15 protein-coding genes are annotated in these 17,037 nt (G+C 71.0%); 8 read left to right on the forward strand and 7 right to left on the reverse strand.

Annotated elements, in window-relative coordinates; translation table 11 throughout:
* Positions 1–811 (reverse strand): CHASE4 domain-containing protein (locus tag A7B18_RS19685; RefSeq protein WP_146009610.1); only part of this gene is annotated, 811 nt, incomplete at its 3' end.
* A gap of 378 nt (positions 812–1,189) precedes the next feature.
* Between A7B18_RS19685 and A7B18_RS19690 the strand changes: the two genes are divergently transcribed.
* The 3 genes from A7B18_RS19690 to A7B18_RS19700 are packed head-to-tail and all read left to right on the forward strand — an operon-like array spanning position 1,190 to position 4,730.
* Positions 1,190–2,239 carry a branched-chain amino acid ABC transporter permease gene (locus A7B18_RS19690; protein ID WP_102128387.1) on the forward strand — a complete coding sequence of 350 codons (1,050 nt, stop codon included), beginning with the start codon at positions 1,190–1,192 and terminating at the stop codon, positions 2,237–2,239.
* Positions 2,236–4,020 (forward strand): branched-chain amino acid ABC transporter ATP-binding protein/permease, encoded by a 1,785-nt coding sequence (locus A7B18_RS19695; protein ID WP_102128388.1) that lies wholly within the window; start codon positions 2,236–2,238, stop codon positions 4,018–4,020. The genes A7B18_RS19690 and A7B18_RS19695 overlap by 4 nt, the downstream gene beginning before the upstream one ends.
* A complete protein-coding gene (locus tag A7B18_RS19700; RefSeq protein ID WP_102128389.1) occupies positions 4,017–4,730 on the forward strand; it encodes an ABC transporter ATP-binding protein in 714 nt (237 codons plus the stop codon). Before A7B18_RS19695 ends, A7B18_RS19700 begins: the two co-directional genes overlap by 4 nt.
* Positions 4,731–4,994: 264 nt before the next feature.
* On the opposite strand, the gene A7B18_RS19705 is transcribed toward A7B18_RS19700, so the two are convergent.
* The 4 genes from A7B18_RS19705 to A7B18_RS22120 form a co-directional block, all read right to left on the reverse strand.
* Positions 4,995–6,203 (reverse strand): zinc-dependent alcohol dehydrogenase, encoded by a 1,209-nt coding sequence (locus A7B18_RS19705; protein WP_102128390.1) that lies wholly within the window; start codon positions 6,201–6,203, stop codon positions 4,995–4,997.
* A complete protein-coding gene (locus A7B18_RS19710) occupies positions 6,200–6,955 on the reverse strand; it encodes an SRPBCC family protein (protein ID WP_102128391.1) in 756 nt (251 codons plus the stop codon). The genes A7B18_RS19705 and A7B18_RS19710 overlap by 4 nt, the downstream gene beginning before the upstream one ends.
* Positions 6,955–7,368 carry a hypothetical protein gene (locus A7B18_RS19715; RefSeq protein WP_102128392.1) on the reverse strand — a complete coding sequence of 138 codons (414 nt, stop codon included), beginning with the start codon at positions 7,366–7,368 and terminating at the stop codon, positions 6,955–6,957. Before A7B18_RS19715 ends, A7B18_RS19710 begins: the two co-directional genes overlap by 1 nt.
* Before the next feature lie 382 nt (positions 7,369–7,750).
* Complete coding sequence (locus tag A7B18_RS22120; RefSeq protein WP_180970261.1) at positions 7,751–8,248, reverse strand: cupredoxin domain-containing protein; 498 nt, start codon at positions 8,246–8,248, stop codon at positions 7,751–7,753.
* 421 nt (positions 8,249–8,669) lie between these two features.
* Between A7B18_RS22120 and A7B18_RS19725 the strand changes: the two genes are divergently transcribed.
* Entirely contained in the window at positions 8,670–10,016 is a 1,347-nt protein-coding gene (locus tag A7B18_RS19725) for a sensor histidine kinase (protein ID WP_102128394.1), read from the forward strand.
* Positions 10,017–10,119: 103 nt separating this feature from the next.
* Here A7B18_RS19725 and A7B18_RS19730 read toward each other — a convergent pair whose 3' ends face one another.
* Together A7B18_RS19730 and A7B18_RS19735 are read right to left on the reverse strand one after the other, a co-directional pair.
* On the reverse strand, positions 10,120–10,563 hold the full coding sequence (locus A7B18_RS19730; RefSeq protein ID WP_425430340.1) for an endonuclease domain-containing protein: 444 nt from the start codon (positions 10,561–10,563) through the stop codon (positions 10,120–10,122).
* A gap of 65 nt (positions 10,564–10,628) precedes the next feature.
* Positions 10,629–11,651, reverse strand: coding sequence for a Brp/Blh family beta-carotene 15,15'-dioxygenase (locus A7B18_RS19735; protein WP_180970262.1), 1,023 nt, complete (start codon positions 11,649–11,651; stop codon positions 10,629–10,631).
* A gap of 214 nt (positions 11,652–11,865) precedes the next feature.
* Between A7B18_RS19735 and A7B18_RS19740 the strand changes: the two genes are divergently transcribed.
* From A7B18_RS19740 to A7B18_RS22945, 4 genes are all read left to right on the forward strand, one after another.
* Positions 11,866–13,296 (forward strand): cytochrome ubiquinol oxidase subunit I, encoded by a 1,431-nt coding sequence (locus A7B18_RS19740; RefSeq protein WP_102128397.1) that lies wholly within the window; start codon positions 11,866–11,868, stop codon positions 13,294–13,296.
* 98 nt (positions 13,297–13,394) lie between these two features.
* Entirely contained in the window at positions 13,395–14,432 is a 1,038-nt protein-coding gene (gene cydB, locus A7B18_RS19745) for a cytochrome d ubiquinol oxidase subunit II (protein ID WP_102128398.1), read from the forward strand.
* Positions 14,433–14,730: 298 nt separating this feature from the next.
* Positions 14,731–16,365: a thiol reductant ABC exporter subunit CydD gene (cydD, locus tag A7B18_RS19750; RefSeq protein ID WP_102128399.1), complete on the forward strand. Its 1,635-nt coding sequence runs from the start codon at positions 14,731–14,733 to the stop codon at positions 16,363–16,365.
* On the forward strand, positions 16,362–16,994 hold the full coding sequence (locus A7B18_RS22945) for an ABC transporter domain-containing protein (protein ID WP_180970263.1): 633 nt from the start codon (positions 16,362–16,364) through the stop codon (positions 16,992–16,994). The genes cydD and A7B18_RS22945 overlap by 4 nt, the downstream gene beginning before the upstream one ends.
* The last annotated feature ends 43 nt before the right edge of the window (positions 16,995–17,037 follow it).

Below are 17,037 nucleotides of genomic sequence, written 5' to 3' on the forward strand. Positions count from 1 at the left end.
CCCCGACGACGAGCGCCAGGGAGGGGCGGCCCGCCAGGTCACGCACGAGCGTGCGGCCCTCCAGCCGCGCGGCGTCCCGGGCCCGGACGAGCACCCCGCCTGGGGCGCCCGGCCCCGGGGCCGCAGGTTCGACCTGAAGCGAGAGCCGGGCGTCGCGTTTGAGGTCGCCGAGCAGCGCGGGGGTCAGTTGCCGGCCCATGATCAGGGTGCCCGCCGCCGGACCCCCGCCCGCGCTCGTCAGGATGGGGCGGGCGGCGAGCAGCCACGCTCCCGAGGGCAGCGTCACCACGCCCTGGCGCGTGTCCGTCTCTCCCCGGGGCATTAGGAGGGGCCGGGGGCCGCGCAGCACCTCGCGGGTCAGCGTGGCGGCGGGGACGGGGCGGTGCGCGGCCAGGTCGTAGGCGCGCGCCGTGACCACCCGGCCCCGGCGGTCGAGGAACACCAGCAGGTTGAGACGGCCCGCCTCGAAGCTGCTGGGCACCAGGTTCGAGGTCTGGTAGGCGCGGGTGGGGCGATGCACGTACGCGTAGGTGTCGTCCCAGGTGGACCAGTTCGCGACGTAGGTGCTCAGGCTCGCCAGCTCGCTGCTCAGCGCCTGCCCGACCCGCAGGGTGTCGGCGTGCATCCGCCGCTCTTCCTGGCGGTCGAAGTGCTCGATCACCAGGGTGGGAAGCAGGGCACTCAGGCTCAGCATCAGGCACAGCCCGGCCAGCGCCAGGGCGAGCAGCACCTTGAGCCGCAGCGGAAAGCGGACCACCGGGTCGAGGCCGCCCGGCGGCGGGGGTGCGGCGTGGAACTCGGGTGGGGCCATACTTCTCCCAGGCTAAGGACGCCCGTCTGCCAGGAATCTGACGGCGTGGAGCGGCGCCGCCCCTTGAGCGGGCGTTCACCCGGCCCGCAGAAAACAGGGGCGGCGGGAGAGCGTCCTCGCGTGGGCCGGGAAGTCGGGGCCACTCCGTCCGGGCAGGCCAACCCCACGGGTTCTCTCCTCCCGGCGTCGGCGCTCGTCGCCCCAGGCCGGGTGCGCCGGAACGGGCCCGGGGGCGGCGACGGCTTCCCCGCCAAGCACGTATGGTGGGGAAAGCACCCTTGCTCGTCCTCGACCGGCGCGCGGCCCCGACCGGCGCGCGGCCCCGACCTCGGGCGCGCCCCGACGGTTTTCTCACCCCCTTTCCCGAACTGGAGGCCCATGCAAATCTTCGACCCGACGATCTTTCCGGTGCTGGCGGCGGACGGGCTGACGAACGGCGCGGTGTACGCCCTGCTCGCCCTGGCGACCGTGCTCGTCTTCGCGGTGACGCGGGTGATCTTCGTGCCGCTCGGCGAGTTCGTGGTCTTCGGCACGCTGACGCTGGCGTCTTTTCAGCTCGGGCGGGTGCCGGGCACCCTGTCGCTGCTCCTCGTGGTGCTGGCCCTCGCTGCCGGGATGGAGGCCTTCACCCGGGCGCGGCGGGGGCAGGTCCGGGGGGCTCTGCTGACCCTGGGCGGCGCCGCCCTGCTCGGCGTAGCCCTCTTCGCCCTGGCCGGGTGGCTCGTGCCCCTGAGGCCCCCGCTGTGGGTGCAGGTGCTCCTGACCCTGGCGCTCGTGGCGCCGCTCGGGCCGCTGATCTACCGCACCGTCTACCAGCCGCTGCAAAACGCGACCGTGCTCGTCCTGCTGATCGCCTCGGTCGCCCTGCACCTCGCGCTGACGGGGCTCGCGCTCGTCTTCTTCGGGCCGGAGGGCTCGCGCACGCCCCCCTTCGCGGCGGGCAACGTCACGCTCGGGCAGGTTACGCTGAGCCGTCAGAGCCTGCTCGTGATCCTGGTCTCGGCCCTGCTGATGCTGGGGCTGTACCTCTTTTTCGAGCGCACCATGTCCGGCAAGGCGCTGCGGGCGACGGCGGTCAACCGCCTGGGCGCCCGGCTCGTCGGGATCAGCCCGTCCTCGGCGGGGATGTTGACCTTCACGCTCGCGGCATTGATCGGGGCGCTCGGCGGCGTCCTGATCGGCCCCAGCGTGGCGCTGAACTACGACTCGGGCTTCCTGATCGGGCTCAAGGGCTTTGTCGGCGCGATCATCGGCGGGCTGGTGAGCTATCCCCTCGCGGCGGCGGGAGCGGTGCTCGTCGGGCTGATCGAGAGTTTCGCGTCCTTCAGCCTCTCGGCGTGGAAGGAAGTCATCGTCTTCACCCTGATCCTGCCCGTGTTGCTGTGGCGCTCGCTCACCACCCGCCACCTCCCCGAGGACGAGGAGTGACCCGCCTCCCCGCCCGCTCGGTGCTGACGGCCCTCGTGGTCCTCGTCGCCCTGATCCTGCCGCTCGCGCTGCCCCTCTTCCAGGTCACCCTGCTCGTGAACATCCTGATCTTCGCGCTCGTGGTGACCGGGCTCGTGCTCCTCACCGGCATCGTGGGCCTCACGAGCTTCGGGCAGGCGGCCTTCATGGGGGTGGGGGCGTACACGACGGCGGTGCTGACCACCCAGGCGGGGTGGAGCCCGTGGCTGACCCTCTTCGCGGGCTTCGGCGTCACCGCCCTGCTCGCCCTGCTGCTCGGGCTCGCCACGCTGCGGATGCAGGGGCATTACCTCCCGCTCGCCACGATTGCCTGGGGCATCAGCCTCTACTACGTGTTCGGCAACACCCCGGCCCTGGGCGGCTTCACGGGCCTGACGGAGATTCCCCCGGTGGGCGTCTTCGGGCTGCGGCTCACCTCGCCGCGCGCCTTCGCGTACCTCGCGCTCGTCTGTCTGGGGTTGTGTGCCCTGGGCGCGCAGTTCCTGCTCTCCAGCCGCACCGGGCGGGCGATGCGGGCGCTGCGCGGCGGGCCCCTCGTCGCGGAGGCGTTCGGGGTGAACGTCTTTCGGCTGCGGGTGCAGGTCTTCGTGCTCGCGGCGCTGATGGCCTCGCTCGCGGGGTGGCTCTACGCGCACAGCCAGCGTTTCGTGAATCCCACCCCCTTCAGCCTGAACGCGGGCATCGAGTACCTGTTCATGGCGGTGGTGGGCGGCTCGCAGCACGTCTGGGGCGCCCTGCTGGGCTCGGGGCTGATCACCCTGCTGCGCGAGGGGTTGCGCGACTTCCTCCCCGCCCTCGTCGGCGCGCAGGGGAATTTCGAGGTGATCGTCTTCGGCGTCCTCGTCATCCTGACCCTGCAATTCGCGCGGCGCGGGCTGTGGCCCCTCGTCGAGCGGGCGCTGCCGCAGTCGCCCTTCCGGCTGCTCCCCGAGACGCGGCCCCTCCCCACCCGACCGAAGCCGACGCCGGGCACGCCGCTTCTGTCCGTCGAGCACGCCGTGAAGACCTTCGGGGGGTTGAAGGCGGTTAACGACGTGTCCTTCGAGCTGCGGGCCGGGGAAATCCTGGGACTCATCGGCCCGAACGGGGCGGGCAAGAGCACCATGTTCAACCTGATCACGGGGGTGAGTCCGGCGACGGGCGGGCGGATCGTCTTCGCGGGGCGGGACATCACCCGGCTGGAGGCGGTGCAGATTCACCGCCTGGGTCTCGCGCGCACCTTCCAGCACGTCCACCTGCTCCCCGACCTCACCCTGCTCGCGAACACGATGATGGGCGGCTACGCGCGGGGCCGGGCCGGGATGCTCGCCAGCCTCCTGCACCTGGAGCGCGCCGAGGAGGCCGCCCTGCAACACGAGGCGCTGCGGCAACTGCGCCGCGTGGGGCTGGGCGAGCAGGCCTTCACCCTCGCGGGAAATCTGCCGCTGGGGCAGCAGAGATTGCTGGAGGTCGCCCGCGCCCTCGTCGCCGACCCCACGCTGCTCCTGCTCGACGAGCCCGCCGCCGGGTTGCGCTACGGCGAGAAGACGGAACTCGCGGCGCTGCTGCGGCGGCTGCGGGACGAGGGGGTCACCCTCCTGCTCGTCGAGCACGACATGGACCTCGTGATGAACCTCGTGGACCGGGTGGTCGTGATGAATTCCGGCGAGAAGCTGGCGGAGGGCTCCCCCGCCCAGATCCGGACGGACGCCGCCGTGCGCGAGGCGTACCTCGGCGTGGAGCTGGAAGAGGGCGCGGCGTGACGGTGCCGCTCCTCGACGTGCGTGGCCTGCACACCCGCTATGGCCGGGTCGAGGCCCTGAGCGGCGTGAGCGTCCAGGTCCCCGCCGGGCACATCGTCAGCGTGATCGGCGCGAACGGGGCGGGCAAGACCACGCTGCTGAACTCGGTCATGGGCGTGCTGCCGTCGCAGGGCGAGGTCAGCTACGCGGGCCAGTCCCTGCGCGGCGTGCCCCTGGAGGGCCGGGTCTCCCGGGGCATCAGCCTCGTCCCCGAGCGCCGCGACCTCTTCGCCTCCATGACGGTCGCCGACAACCTGCAACTCGGCGCCTACAGCCGCCGCCGCGAGAACTGGCGTCCCGACCTCGAAGACGTCTACACCCGCTTTCCCCGGTTGCGCGAGCGCCGCACCCAGCTCGCGGGCACCCTGTCGGGCGGCGAGCAGCAGATGCTGGCGATTGGCCGGGCGCTGATGGGCAAACCGAAGCTCCTCCTCCTCGACGAGCCCTCGCTGGGACTGGCACCCCTGATCGTGCGCGACATCTTGAGGATCGTGCAGGGTCTCCGGGACGGCGGCGTCACCATTCTCCTCGTCGAGCAGAACGCGCGCGCGAGCCTCGCCATCAGCGACGAGGCGTACGTGCTCGAAACCGGGCAGGTGAAGATGCAGGGCCCCGCCGCCGAACTCGCCCGCAACCCGGAGTTGACGGCGAGCTACCTGGGGGGACGGTGAAACTCCTCCCACGGGGCAGGGTAGCGGCTAGAAGGTGCCCGCCGCCAAAGCTTTCGGCGAAGGCCTCAAAAGCTCCTCCCCCTTGAGGGGGGAGGTTGGGAGGGGGTGAACGGGCGGGGCGTCCGAGGTCAATGGGAAGGGTGAGGGTATCTTCTCGGCGTTGGGACGACTCGCCTGCCCCCCCTCCCCGGCCCTCCCCCACAAGGAGGGAGGGAGAAAAGAAACGGGGCCCCCCGCATTGGAGGGCCCACTTCCCTGCCTGCCTTACGGCGCCTTCGTCGGCGCGTGGTCCTTGGGGTCGGCCCAGGGGTCGAGGATGCACTTGATGCAGCCGTCGTGCTTGTGTTTGAAGATGTCGTAGGCGTGGGGCGCCTCGTCGATGCCCAGGCGGTGGGTGATGATCACGGTAGGATCGACCTCGCCGCGCTCGATGTGGCCGGTCAGCGTGTCGAGGTAACGGTGGACGTGGGTCTGCCCCGTCCGCATGGTGAGGCCCTTGTTCATGAAGGCCCCCACCGGAATCTTGTCCGCCAGCCCGCCGTACACACCGGGGACGCTGACGGTGCCGCCCTTGCGGCAGGCCATGATCGCCGCGCGCAGGGCGTGGGGGCGGTCGGATTCGAGCACCCGGGTGGTCTGCTTCACCGCGTCGGCCACGCCGCCGGGGCCGCCCGCGTGCGATTCCAGGCCCACGGCGTCCATCACGGAGTCGGGGCCGCGCCCGCCGGTCATCTCCTTGAGGCGCTCGAACACGGCGTCTTCCTCGTAGTTCAGCGTCTCCGCGCCGAGCTTCCGGGCCAGGTCCAGCCGCTCGGGGAAGCGGTCGATGGCGATGACGCGCCCGGCCCCGAGGACAAAGGCGCTCATGATGCCGAACAGCCCCACCGGACCGCAGCCGAACACGGCCACCACGTCGCCGGGGTGGATATTGCAGTTCTCGGCGCCCATGTACCCGGTCGGCAGGATGTCGGTGAGGAAGAGGACCTGCTCGTCGGTCAGCCCCTCGGGCACCTTGTAGAGGTTCTGGTCGGCGTAGACGGTCCGCGCGAACTGCGCCTGCCCGCCCGCGTACCCGCCCGTGATGTGCGAGTAGCCGTAGAGCCCCGACCCGGAGTAGCCCCACAGCGCCTCGGCAAGTTTGGGATTCGGGTTGGAGTTGTCGCACAGCGAGGTCAGGCCGTGCTGGCAGTACCAGCACTTCCCGCACGAGATCGGGAAGGGCACGACCACCCGGTCGCCGGGCCTAACGTCGCGGACTTCCGGGCCCACCTCCACGACCTCGCCCATGAACTCGTGGCCCAGGATGTCGCCGTGGACCATGCTGGGCACGTACCCGTCCACGAGGTGCAGGTCCGAGCCGCAGATCGCCGTGGCGGTGACCCGCACGATGGCGTCGGTGGGCTGCAAGATCTCGGGGTCGGGCACGTTCTCCACCTGCACGCGGTTGATGCCCTGCCAGACGACGGCCTTCACGTGGTCCTCCGGTTGTCGTACATCTTCGCCTCCGCCTTCATCACGCCCTTGCGGGCGCTGGGCTGTCCCTCGGTCGTGGGCTCCTGCCCGACCTCCAGCAGCCGCTTGAGCCGCCGCAGGTCCTCGCCCACCTGTGCGCCCGGCTCCTCGCCGAGCAGCCGCGCGACCACCGCGCCCAGGGTGCCCCCCGGCGGGCGGTAGGTCAGAGACACGTGGATCTCGGTGCCCCAGTCGCCCGGCGCGGGCCGGAACTCCACGTGGCCCTCGTTCGGCACGGTCGCCCCCTCCAGCGAGCGCCACGCGATGCGGCGCCCGGGCTCGTCCTCGGTGATCTCCGCGTCCCACTCGACCGTGGTGCCCGCCGGGGCCTTGGCGACCCAGTGCGACCGCCTGCCGTCCCCGCCCTGCACCTTCACCGATTCGAGGTGGTCCATGAAACGCGGCAGGTTCTCGAAGTCACGCCAGAAGGTGTAGAGCTCGTCCACCGACTTGCCGATGGTGACGGCCCGTGCCACGGCGATCTGGTCGTCCTCCGTGCGGCGGACCTGGGTGAGCGCGCTGCCGACGCTGCGGCCCATCGCCGCGCCCGAGAGGAGCAGGGCCCCGCTCGTGCCCAGGAAGACGCCCGAGTTCCCCCGCTGCCGCAGGCTCAGGAGAATCAATCCCACGCCCAGGCCGCCGAAGAGCAGCCGCTCGGCGGGGCTGGAATTCTGCGGGCTGACCTCGGTTCCGTTGGCCGTCGTCTGCGCCATCAGCCCTGCTCCCTTCCGGTAACCCGTTCCCAGAGGGTCGGGGGCTTTGCCTGCTCCAGGGTCAGCGCCCGGGCCACCAGCACGTCCACGACCGTGATTGCCGTGACCATCGCGAGCGCGTTGCCCGCCCGTTTGCGCGACGCGGGGTGGTCGTCCGTCTTCGCCGCGCCCAGGGTCGCGAGGTCGAGCACGTCGCCCGCCACCCGTGACCAGACCCAGGCTGCCCGCGCCCCCGGCTGGGTGAGCAGCCCCACCCCCGCCACGACTTCGCGCAGGCCGTACGCCCGCACGAGGGAGGCGCGCTCCTCCTCCACGCCCAGGAACCGGAGGAGCCTTCCGGGGGCGATCACCTCCACGGCGCCCAGCCCGATGCTGAACCAGCCCAGCCCGCGCGCCACTTGCTCTGCTGTCATCTGTGCCCTCCCTTCCAGGATGCCGCGAGACCCTCTCCCAGGTGGGGGAAGTTCTGCTGGCGAGGCTCCTATCGTTGCCCTCCCGGACGGGCGAGCACAAGAAGCTCCGCCTGTGCCGGGCCATAGGTTTACTTCACGTTGCTGCCCCGAACACAAACACCCGCCCCCCGTCCGCGTGGGGGGAGGCGACCTCGGGCCCCTCTGGCGCGGACGGCGACCGCTGCCGGGGCTGTGGGGCGACCCAGCCGGGCGGACGGCTGGCCCCGCCCCCGCCTCCGGGGCGTTGGACACGGGACACGGGCGAGGCGCCGCGCACAGCGAAGCGCCCCTTCCGCGTGGGAAGGGACGCTTGCCTGAGGGTGAATTTTGCTCTGCCGGGCGCTTACTGGTAGGTGGCGGCGCGCAGACCGTTGCTGACGGTCATCTTGACGTACATCCCGTTTTGCGCGTGGCGGCCCACCCGGCACAGGATCAGGTACGTTCCGGGGCGGTTGGCGGTGAAGCGCGTGTTCTGCGCCGCTCCCCCCGGCATCACGACGGTCGTCGCCGCGTCCGGGAAGGCCAGGCGCGCCTGCCCGATATTGGCGGGCAGCGCCGAACCCGCCACCACCGCGAAGTCGTGCGGCATCCGCCCGGCGTTGCTCAGGCTGACCTCGACGGTCCAGCCCAGCGGAACCGTGAGGGTCTTGTCGCCCTTGGCGTCGCCGTTGTAGTTCAGGCCGTTGTTGTGGCCGCCCTGCCCGGAGACGAAGTTGACCCGGACGGTCTTCGAGGTGGCGTCGGAGGTCACGACGGGCCCGGTCGCCGCTGGGGTGCTCCCCGAGGTCTGGGCGAGGGCGGAGCCGATCAGAAGTGAGGCAAGCAGCGCGAGTCGGTTCATGGTGTTCCTCCTGTGGGGCCGTGTCCGCTCCCCTGTGCGCGGAAGGGCGGCCCGGAGCGGTGCGTGGAATTCAGTCGAGGGAGAGCCCACCCAGCGTACCCGCCGGGCGGCCCGCCGGGAATGACAGGACGGGACGGCGGCATGTCTTTTTTTCCGCGCCTCCCCTGCCCGCCACACCGCCGGGAGGAGGTCGGGGACCCGCTCCGGCCCGCGGATGGGCCGGGCGATCAGGCCCACGTCCCCCGTTCCCGCGCGAATACACCTCGAGCGCCGCGCGCTGACCGTCCGGAGCTGACGGCCATCTGATCGCCTGCGCCACATTGTTGAGCTCGACCGGGTGCTATTCCCTTCTTACCGCCCCCCTGAAGTCTTTCCCGCGCGACGGCCTCCTCACGGCTGCCCGCGCAGACTTGGAGCCACGATGCATAAGCCCGACGCCGAACACCTCCCGGTCTGCGAACCGTCCTCCGCCGCGCCGTCCCCGCTGGCGCAGGCCCACCTGGGCGCGCAGGGCCCTCCCCCGCTCCTGGGGGGCGCTCCCGGGGAGTGGGACGCGCAGGCACCTTTGCGCGAGCTTCAGGTCCACCAGATCGAACTCGAACTCCAGAACGAGGAGCTGCTCCGGGCCAACGCGGAGCTGGAAGACACGCGCGCCAAGTACCTCGACCTCTTCGAGTTCGCACCCGTGGGGTACCTGACGCTCGACCGCCAGGGCATCGTGCAGGAGGCCAACCTGACGGCCTGCACGATGCTCGGCGTGCAGCGCGAGCGGTTTCTCAGCCGCCGCTTTCCCCTGTTCGTGGCGCCCGAGGGCCGCAGCCACTTCAACCTGCTTCTCAGAAGGGTTTTCGAGGCGCCCGACAAACGGGTGGGCGAGCTGACCCTGGAGCGGGCGGGGGGCGGCGCCCTCCACGTTCAGGTCGAGGCCGTCGCCTCCCAGGCCGGGGGGGAGCCCGCGGGGGGACACTGCCGCATGGCCTTGATCGACATCACGGCGCAGCGGCAGGCCCAAGACGCCGTGCTCGCCCTGAACCAGACGCTGGAAGAACGGGTCGAGGAACGCACCGCGCGGCTGCGAGACCTCGGCGCGGAGTTCGAGCGCTTCGCCCAGGCCGTCGCCCAGGACCTCCTCTCGCCGCTGCGGCACATCACCAGCTTCGCGCAGTTGCTCCAGCAGGAGACGCAGCCCACCGGCGAGGCGGCGGGGCGCCACCTGGGCGCCATTCGGCACTCGGCGGCGCGCATGAGCACCCTGATCCACGCCCTGATCGACGTGTCGCGCGCGAGCAACAGCCGCCTGCGCCTGACCCAGGTGGACCTGGGCCGGGTGCTTGGCGAGGTGCGCAAGGAACTGCGGCCCGGGCTCGAGGAACGCCCTGTGGCCCTCACGAGCGACCCCCTTCCCACCGTGCAGAGTGACAGCACGACGATGCAGCTCATCTTCTTGCACCTGCTGAGCAACGCGCTCAAGGCCACGCGCTCCGCCGAGCGGCCCCAGATTCACGTCGGCGTGCAAGACACCCCGCCCGAGTACCTCCTGAGCGTGCGCGACAACGGCCTGGGCTTCAACATGCGCTACCGCGACAAGCTCTTCGAGGTCTTCAAGAAGGTCCACAGCGACCGCGACTTCCCCGGCGCGGGCGTGGGCCTCGCGGTCGTGCGCCGCCTCGTCGCGCGGGTGGGCGGGCGCGTCTGGGCCGACGCGAGGCTCGGCGAGGGCGCGACCTTCTGGGTGGCCCTGCCCAAGCAGCCCCCGGTGCTGGACTGAGGCGCTGCGAAGAGCGCCCCGCCGGCCCGGATGGTGAGGTGGGCTGGTGGGTGGCCCGGCGCGTTCACCCCCTCCCCGGCCCTCCCCCCTCAAGGGGAAGGGGTCAGAGATTCTTCCGGGCTTCCAGGACCTGCTGGATTCGTTCCAGTACGCCACTCAAGTTGTTCCTGACCTCGCTGTTCCAGAAGCGCAACGTTTCGAAGCCGTGTTCAGCCATGTCCGCGTCTCGTTCCCGGTCCGCCCCGCTGTTCAGGTGCCGGCTGCCGTCGAGTTCGACAATGAGGGTGCGCTCGTGACACACGAAGTCCACCACGTACCGCCCCATCGGTTCCTGTCGCCGGAAGCTCACGCCCAGCCCCTTGCCGCGCAGATGACGCCACAGCAACGTTTCTTCCGGCGTCATCCGTCGGCGCAGCGAACGCGCTATTTCCGAAGACGGACTGGTTCTGGACCAACGCTGAGCCACACCCCAACCTAACGCGTCCCTCCTTCTTTTCTCCTCCCCCTTGAGGGGGGAGGTTGGGAGGGGGTGAACCGTCCAGGCCACCCCCCCGACGGTTCACGAAGTAGCTTCATTCTGTCCGGGACATTTCGAACTCCCGGTCCCACCGCTCAAGGGCGCCGCAAATCCATCAGCGCCACGACGAGCGCGTGCGGCAGGGTCAGGGCGGCGATCAGGGCGAGGTAGAGGGCGGTGAAGCCCTCCACCGTCCCGACCCTGGGCGCGGCCCACAGGTACAGCCCCCCCAGCAGCGCGAGCGCGGCGAACGTGACCGGCAGCAGGTCGCGGGCCAGCCGCAGGACGAGCCGCGGGGTGCCGAGCTCTCCGCGCCTGGGTTGCAGCGCCAGCAGCCGCCCCAGGTGCCGCCACGCGTGCCAGAGCGTGAAGTACACGCCGATGCTCAGCGGCGAGGGCACGGTCACGAAGAGGGCCAGCAGCCCGGCGGCCTCCCCGAGCTCCAGCACGGCCCGCCGCGGGGAGGCCGCCGCCCGCAGCGTGTCGAGGACGTAGAGCGCGAGGAGCAGGGCGAGGCCCCCGGTGAGCGCCGTCTGTGCGCCCGCGGTGAGGAGCGCTCCCGGCCCGACCTCCGCGCCGAAGGCCCCCGCCGCCCCGCGGGCCAGCCGTTCGAAATCGCCCGTGAAGGCGAGCAGCGGCACCCCGATGGGGAGAGCCCCCCGCGCCAGGACCGCGAGCGGGGCGCTCCACCGCGCCGGGCGCCGCCGCCCCAGCCCCGATTCCAGGAAGTGCAGGTCGCCCTGCCCCCAGTGCAGCGCCGACACCACCAGAAAGAGCCAGAAGGCGGCCAGGGGAGCGGCGTGCCACGCGAGCAGGTAGAGCGCCGCGAGTCCCGCGTAGCCCAGGCAATACAGCCCCACCGCGCCGGGCCGCCGCCCCCAGGCCCACCCCAGCCGCCCCGGCACGAGGTGGTCGAGCGCCCCGTGCGGCAGCCCGAACAGCACCACGCTCAGCAGCAGCGGCAAGAAGGCGTACGCCGTCAGCGTCTCCGGGATAAGGACCCACCCCACGAGCAGCCCCCCCACTGCGGCCCAGGGAAGCGCCACGAGGGACCAGGGAAAGGACCGATCCGGGCGGGCGGCGATCTCGGTCTGCGGGCGGGCGGGGGCGGCTTCCACGGCACCCATTCTCCCGGGGCCGGGAGGGCGGGCGCTGCGCCACGATGGGGGGCGGCGTGTAAGAACTTCCCCAATCCGGCCCGGCCCTCCCCCGCGCGACGTGCTATGGCTTACAGTCTGGAGGGCGGATGAAGATCGTCCGGGGTCATCTTCCTGGTACGGTGCCCGCACCCGGGCCGCGCGCCCGCTCCCCCCGCCCTGCCCCGAGGTGGACATGGACCTTGACGTTCTCGGCCTATCGCGCTTCCAGTTCGCGTCCACCAGCATCTTTCACTTCTTCTTCGTGTCGCTTACCGTGGGGCTGGCCTTTTTGATCGCCGTGATGGAGACGGTCGCGTTCGTGCGCAAGGACCGGGCGCACATCTACGCGAACATGACGAACTTCTTCGGGCACCTCTTCCTGATCAACTTCGCGGTCGGCGTGGTGACGGGCATCGTGCAGGAGTTCCAATTCGGCATGAACTGGAGCCAGTACTCCAAGTTCGTAGGCAACATCTTCGGCGTGCCGCTCGCGCTGGAGGTGCTGATGGCCTTTTTCCTGGAAAGCACCTTCATCGCCCTGTGGTGGTTCGGCAAAGACCGTCTGAAACCCGCCGTCCGCCTGGCGAGCATCTGGCTCGTCGCGGTCGGCACCCAGATCAGCGCCTTTTGGATCGTGCTGGCGAACGGCTGGATGCACCACCCGGTCGGTTACGAGGTGGTGGGCGACCAGGCGTTCCTGACGGACTTCGCGGCGGTCGTCTTCAATTACAAGGCCGTCTTGTACTTCCTCCACGTGCAGGGCTCGGCGTGGTCGGTCGCGGCCTTCCTGGTCCTCGGCGTGAGCGCTTACCACCTGCTGCGCAAGCAGAGCGTGGAGGTCTTTTCTCGCTCGCTGCGGATCGGGATCATCTTCGCGGTCGTCGGGTCGGTCTTCTCGGCGACGAGCGGGCACCGCGCCGCCCAGGTCGCCCGCTACGACCAGCCCATGAAGTTCGCCGCGATGGAGGCGCAGTGGGAGACCTCGACCTCGCCCGCGCCGTGGTCCGCCGTGGCGCTCATCAACGAGCGTGAGCAGAGAAACGACTTCAACGTGGAGATCCCCTACCTGGGCTCCATCCTGGCCTACAACCGCCCCGTCGGCAACTACGAGGGCATCATCCCCCTCCAGGAGCGCTACGAGCGGCTCTACGGCCCCGGCAACTACGTTCCGCCCGTGACCTGGGTGTACTGGAACTTCCGCATCATGGTCGGGATCGGGATGGTGATGCTCCTCGCCGCCTTCGGGGGGGCCTACCTGTGGTGGCGCAGGCGGGCGGGGCTCGACGACACCCGCTGGTATCTGCGGCTCCTGCTCTTCACCATCCCGCTGCCGTGGATCGCCAACTTCTGCGGCTGGATCACCACCGAGATGGGCCGCCAGCCCTTCATGGTGTACGGCCTGCTCACGACCACCGAGGGGGTGAGCGCCAACTCGTACACGGAAGTCTTCGTCGGCCTCGTCGGCCTGTGGATCGTCTACCTCGCCCTGATCGGCCTCGACATCTACCTCCTCGCCGTGACCGCGCGGGCGGGCGTCCACCACAAGCCGGAGGTCCAGCTCCTCGCCGCCCCGGCCCCGAACTACGCGGGCGAGGGCTTCCAGGAGTACGAGCGGCGGAACTAGGAAGGAAGGAAGGAGGGGTGAGGCAGGAGCAAGCCTTCCCGAGTCCTGAACCCCGGCCCCTCACCCCGTCCCCCTTCCAAGGAGGCTTCGACACCGACATGGACCTCGTGACCCTGTGGTTTTGGCTGATCGCCCTGACCTTCACCCTGTACTTCTTTCTGGAGGGCTTCGACTTCGGGGTGGATATGCTGCGGCCCTTCCTGGCGCGCAGCGAGGCCGAGGAACGGGCGCTGGTGGGCACCATCGGCCCCTTCTGGGACGGCAACGAGGTCTGGGCCATCGCGGCGGCGGGGGTGATGTTCTCGACCTTCCCGGTGTGGTACGGGACGCTCTTTTCGGGGCTGTACCCGGTCTTCGTGATCATCCTGCTTTCCCTGCTCATGCGCGGCGTGTCCTTCGAGTACCGCAATCAGGTGGACCAGCCGCGCTGGCGTGCGTTCTGGGACTGGATGTCCTTTTTCGGGAGCCTGACCCCCTCGTTTTTCTGGGGCCTGACGATGGCGAAACTCATCGAGGGCCTGCCCGTGAACGCGGACGAGCGGGTCCTCGGCGGCTTTTCTGACGTGTTCACCCCCTTCTCGGTGGCGGGCGGGCTGGCGACGACCCTGCTGTTCATCCTGCACGGGGCGAACTTCTTGCTGCTGCGGCTGCACAAAGACACCCGGCTCTACACCCGCGCCCGCGCCGCGGCCCTCCTCTGGGGGGCCCTCGCCACCGGGGCGATCCTGCTCTTCGTGGTCATGGGGTACGTGACCGAGGGGCTGTTCAACTCCTTCGGGGTGTTGCCGTGGCTTTTCCCGGTCGCCGCCGGGCTGACCCTGGGAAGCATCTGGTATGGCCTGACGCGCCGGCTCGACGTGTTCGCCTTCCTGATGAGCAGCTTGACCATAGTCTTCTCCACGGTGACGATCTTCATCGCGCTCTACACCCGCGGGGTGGTGCTGCCTTCCACCCTCGATCCCCAGTACAGCCTGGGCCTGCGGGAGAGCGCGAGCCAGCCCTACACCCTGACCCTGATGACGTGGGTGGGCGGCATCTTCCTGCCCCTGATCATCGGCTACCAGATCTGGAACTACTACGTCTTCCGCGAGCGCGTCCGGCCCGACGAGGGCGGTCTGGACAAGGGGTACGACTGAGCGTGGGGGGAATCTTGCCGTGTTCTGCCCGTTTCAGAAATTGGTCGATGCACCCATCACAGCGGGGTTATTCTCTCTCACCCGTCACGGGACTGGCACAGCTCCGCAGGAGAGAGGGCCGGGGTGACTTGCAAAGCTGCGTAGCAGAGGGGGAAGGCAAGCGGCTTCAGCTTGAGCAAGAGGGGCTGCCCCTCCTCCCCACAGCGCCGCAGGTCGGTTGCGTTCACCCCCTCCCAACCTCCCCCCTCGAGGGGGAGGAGCGAACACCGGCGTCCGGGGCAGTTCGATGAAGCCCCTCATGCAACTCCCTGGCGTCCGGCCCCTCCTGCTCGCCTGCGCCGGGCTGGCCCTGCTCACCCTCGCGCTCGTGCTGGCCCAGTGGGCGCTCGTGGCGCGGATCGTGAACGGGATTTTTCTGGGAGGGCAGACCCCCGCCGCGTTCACCTCCGCTTTTGTCCTGCTCGCCCTCGCGTGGCTCGCCCGCTCGGCCCTGGTCGGGGTGCGGGACGTGCTCGCCGCCCGCGCCGCCGCGAGGGTCAAGCGCGAGGTGCGCGGGCGGCTCCTGACGCGCCTGCTCGACCTCGGGCCCGTCCACGCCTCGGGGGAGCGGGCGGGGGAACTCACCGAACTCGTGGTGGAGGGCGCCGAGCGGCTGGAGGGCTTCGTGGGCCGCTTCGTGCCGGGCTCGGCCTTCGCCGCCGTGGTGCCGCCCCTCCTCGCGCTGGCGGTGCTCTTTCTCGACCCCCTCAGCGGGCTGATCCTGCTCTTCACCGGGCCGGTCATCGTCGTGCTGCTGTGGTTGGTGGGGACGATGGCCCAGGGGGCGGCGGGGGCGCAGTGGCTCACGCTCGGGCGGCTCAGCGGCTCGTTCGTGGATACCCTGCGGGCCCTCCCGACGCTGGTGGTCTTCGGGCGCGACCGCGAACGGCTGGCCGCCCTGCGGGAAGCCGACGACGCCTACCGCCGGGTCACGCTGGGGGTGCTGCGGAGTGCCTTCCTCTCCGGCTTCGTGCTCGAATTCGGCGCCACGCTGAGCACCGCCCTCGTCGCCGTGACGGTGGGCGTGCGGCTCTTCGAGGGGCACTTGCCCTTCGAGCGGGCCTTTTTCGTGTTGCTCCTCGCCCCCGAGTTCTTTGCGCCGCTCCGTGCCCTGGGGGCAGACCACCACGCCAGCCTGGAGGCGCGGGCGGCGGGCGAGCGCCTCTTCGCGGTGCTGGGGAAGGAGGCCCCGGGCCGGGGCACCCTCCCCGTTCCGGCGGGTCCGCTGGGGATCGAGTTGCGCGACGTGAGGTTGCGCTACGGGGAGCGGACGGCCCTGGACGGCGTGACCCTCACCCTGCCGCCCGGCTCGCGCACCCTGCTCGTCGGCGAGAGCGGCGCGGGCAAGACGAGCGTGGCGCGGCTGCTGCTGGGCTTCGTCCCCCCGGCGGGCGGCGAGGTCAGGGTGAACGGCGTGCCCCTGCAAGACCTCGACCCGGCGGCGTGGCGGGCGCGCCTCGCCTACGTGCCCGAGCGGCCCTACCTCTTCCCCGGCACGGTGCGCGAGAACCTCCGCCTGGGCAGGCCGGAGGCGACCGAGGCCGAGATCGAGGCGGCGGCCCGCGCCGCGAACGCCCACGCCTTCATCTGCGCCCTGCCGCGCGGCTACGACACCGAGGTGGGAGCCGAGGGGGCCCGGCTGAGTGGCGGTGAGCGGCTGCGCCTCGCCCTCGCGCGCGCCTTCTTGCGGGAGGCCGAGGTGCTGATCCTCGATGAGCCGACCTCGCAGCTCGACGCGGAGAGCGAAAGGGAGGTCCGGGCCGCCCTCGAACGGCTGGGCCGGGGCCGCACCGTCCTCACGATCTCGCACCGGGCGGCGCTGTACGGAGGGCACGACCAGACCGTCGAGCTCGCGGGCGGGCGGGTGCGCGACCTCGCCCCGGAGCGGGCGTGAGCGGCCTGCGGCGCCCCCTGCGCGGCGGCGGGCGGGCGCGGGTGCTCGGCTCGGTGCTGCTCGGGGCGGGCACGGTCCTCACGTCGGTGGGGCTGCTCGCCGTGTCGGGGGCGCTGATCTCGGGGGCGGCGCTGGAGCCCGAGTCTCTGCTGCTGCTGCTGCCGCTGATCACGTCCGTGCGGCTCTTCGGTATCTCGCGGGCGGCGCTGCGCTACGGCGAGCGGCTCGTCTCGCACGACCTGACCTTCCGGCTTCTCGGTCGGGTGCGGGCGGGGGCGGTGGCCCACCTCGCCCGGGTCGCGCCCGCCGCCCTCGTGGGGGTGCGCGGCGGCGACCTGCTGACCCGGGTGCGCGCGGACGTGGACGAGCTCCAGGGCGTCTACCTGCGCCTCTTCGCGCCCACGCTCGTGGCGCTCACGGTCGCGCTCGTGACGGTGGGGCTGGTGTGGTTCGTGTCCCCGGCCCTCGCGCTCGTCACCCTCGGGCTGTTCGGGCTCGCGGGGGTCGCGTTGCCCGCCCTCGCCGTCCGCGCCGCCGCCGGGCCGGGGTCCGTACGCCCGCCGCGCCGTCCATCGTGTCCCCGCCCGCGCCGCCGTGGACGTGGGTGTCGACGAACCCGGGGAGGATGAAGCACTCCCCCGTACCCGAGACCGCTTGTGGCATGACGCTCTC

Source organism: Deinococcus planocerae (assembly GCF_002869765.1).
In the GTDB taxonomy this organism is placed as follows: Bacteria; Deinococcota; Deinococci; order Deinococcales; family Deinococcaceae; genus Deinococcus; species Deinococcus planocerae.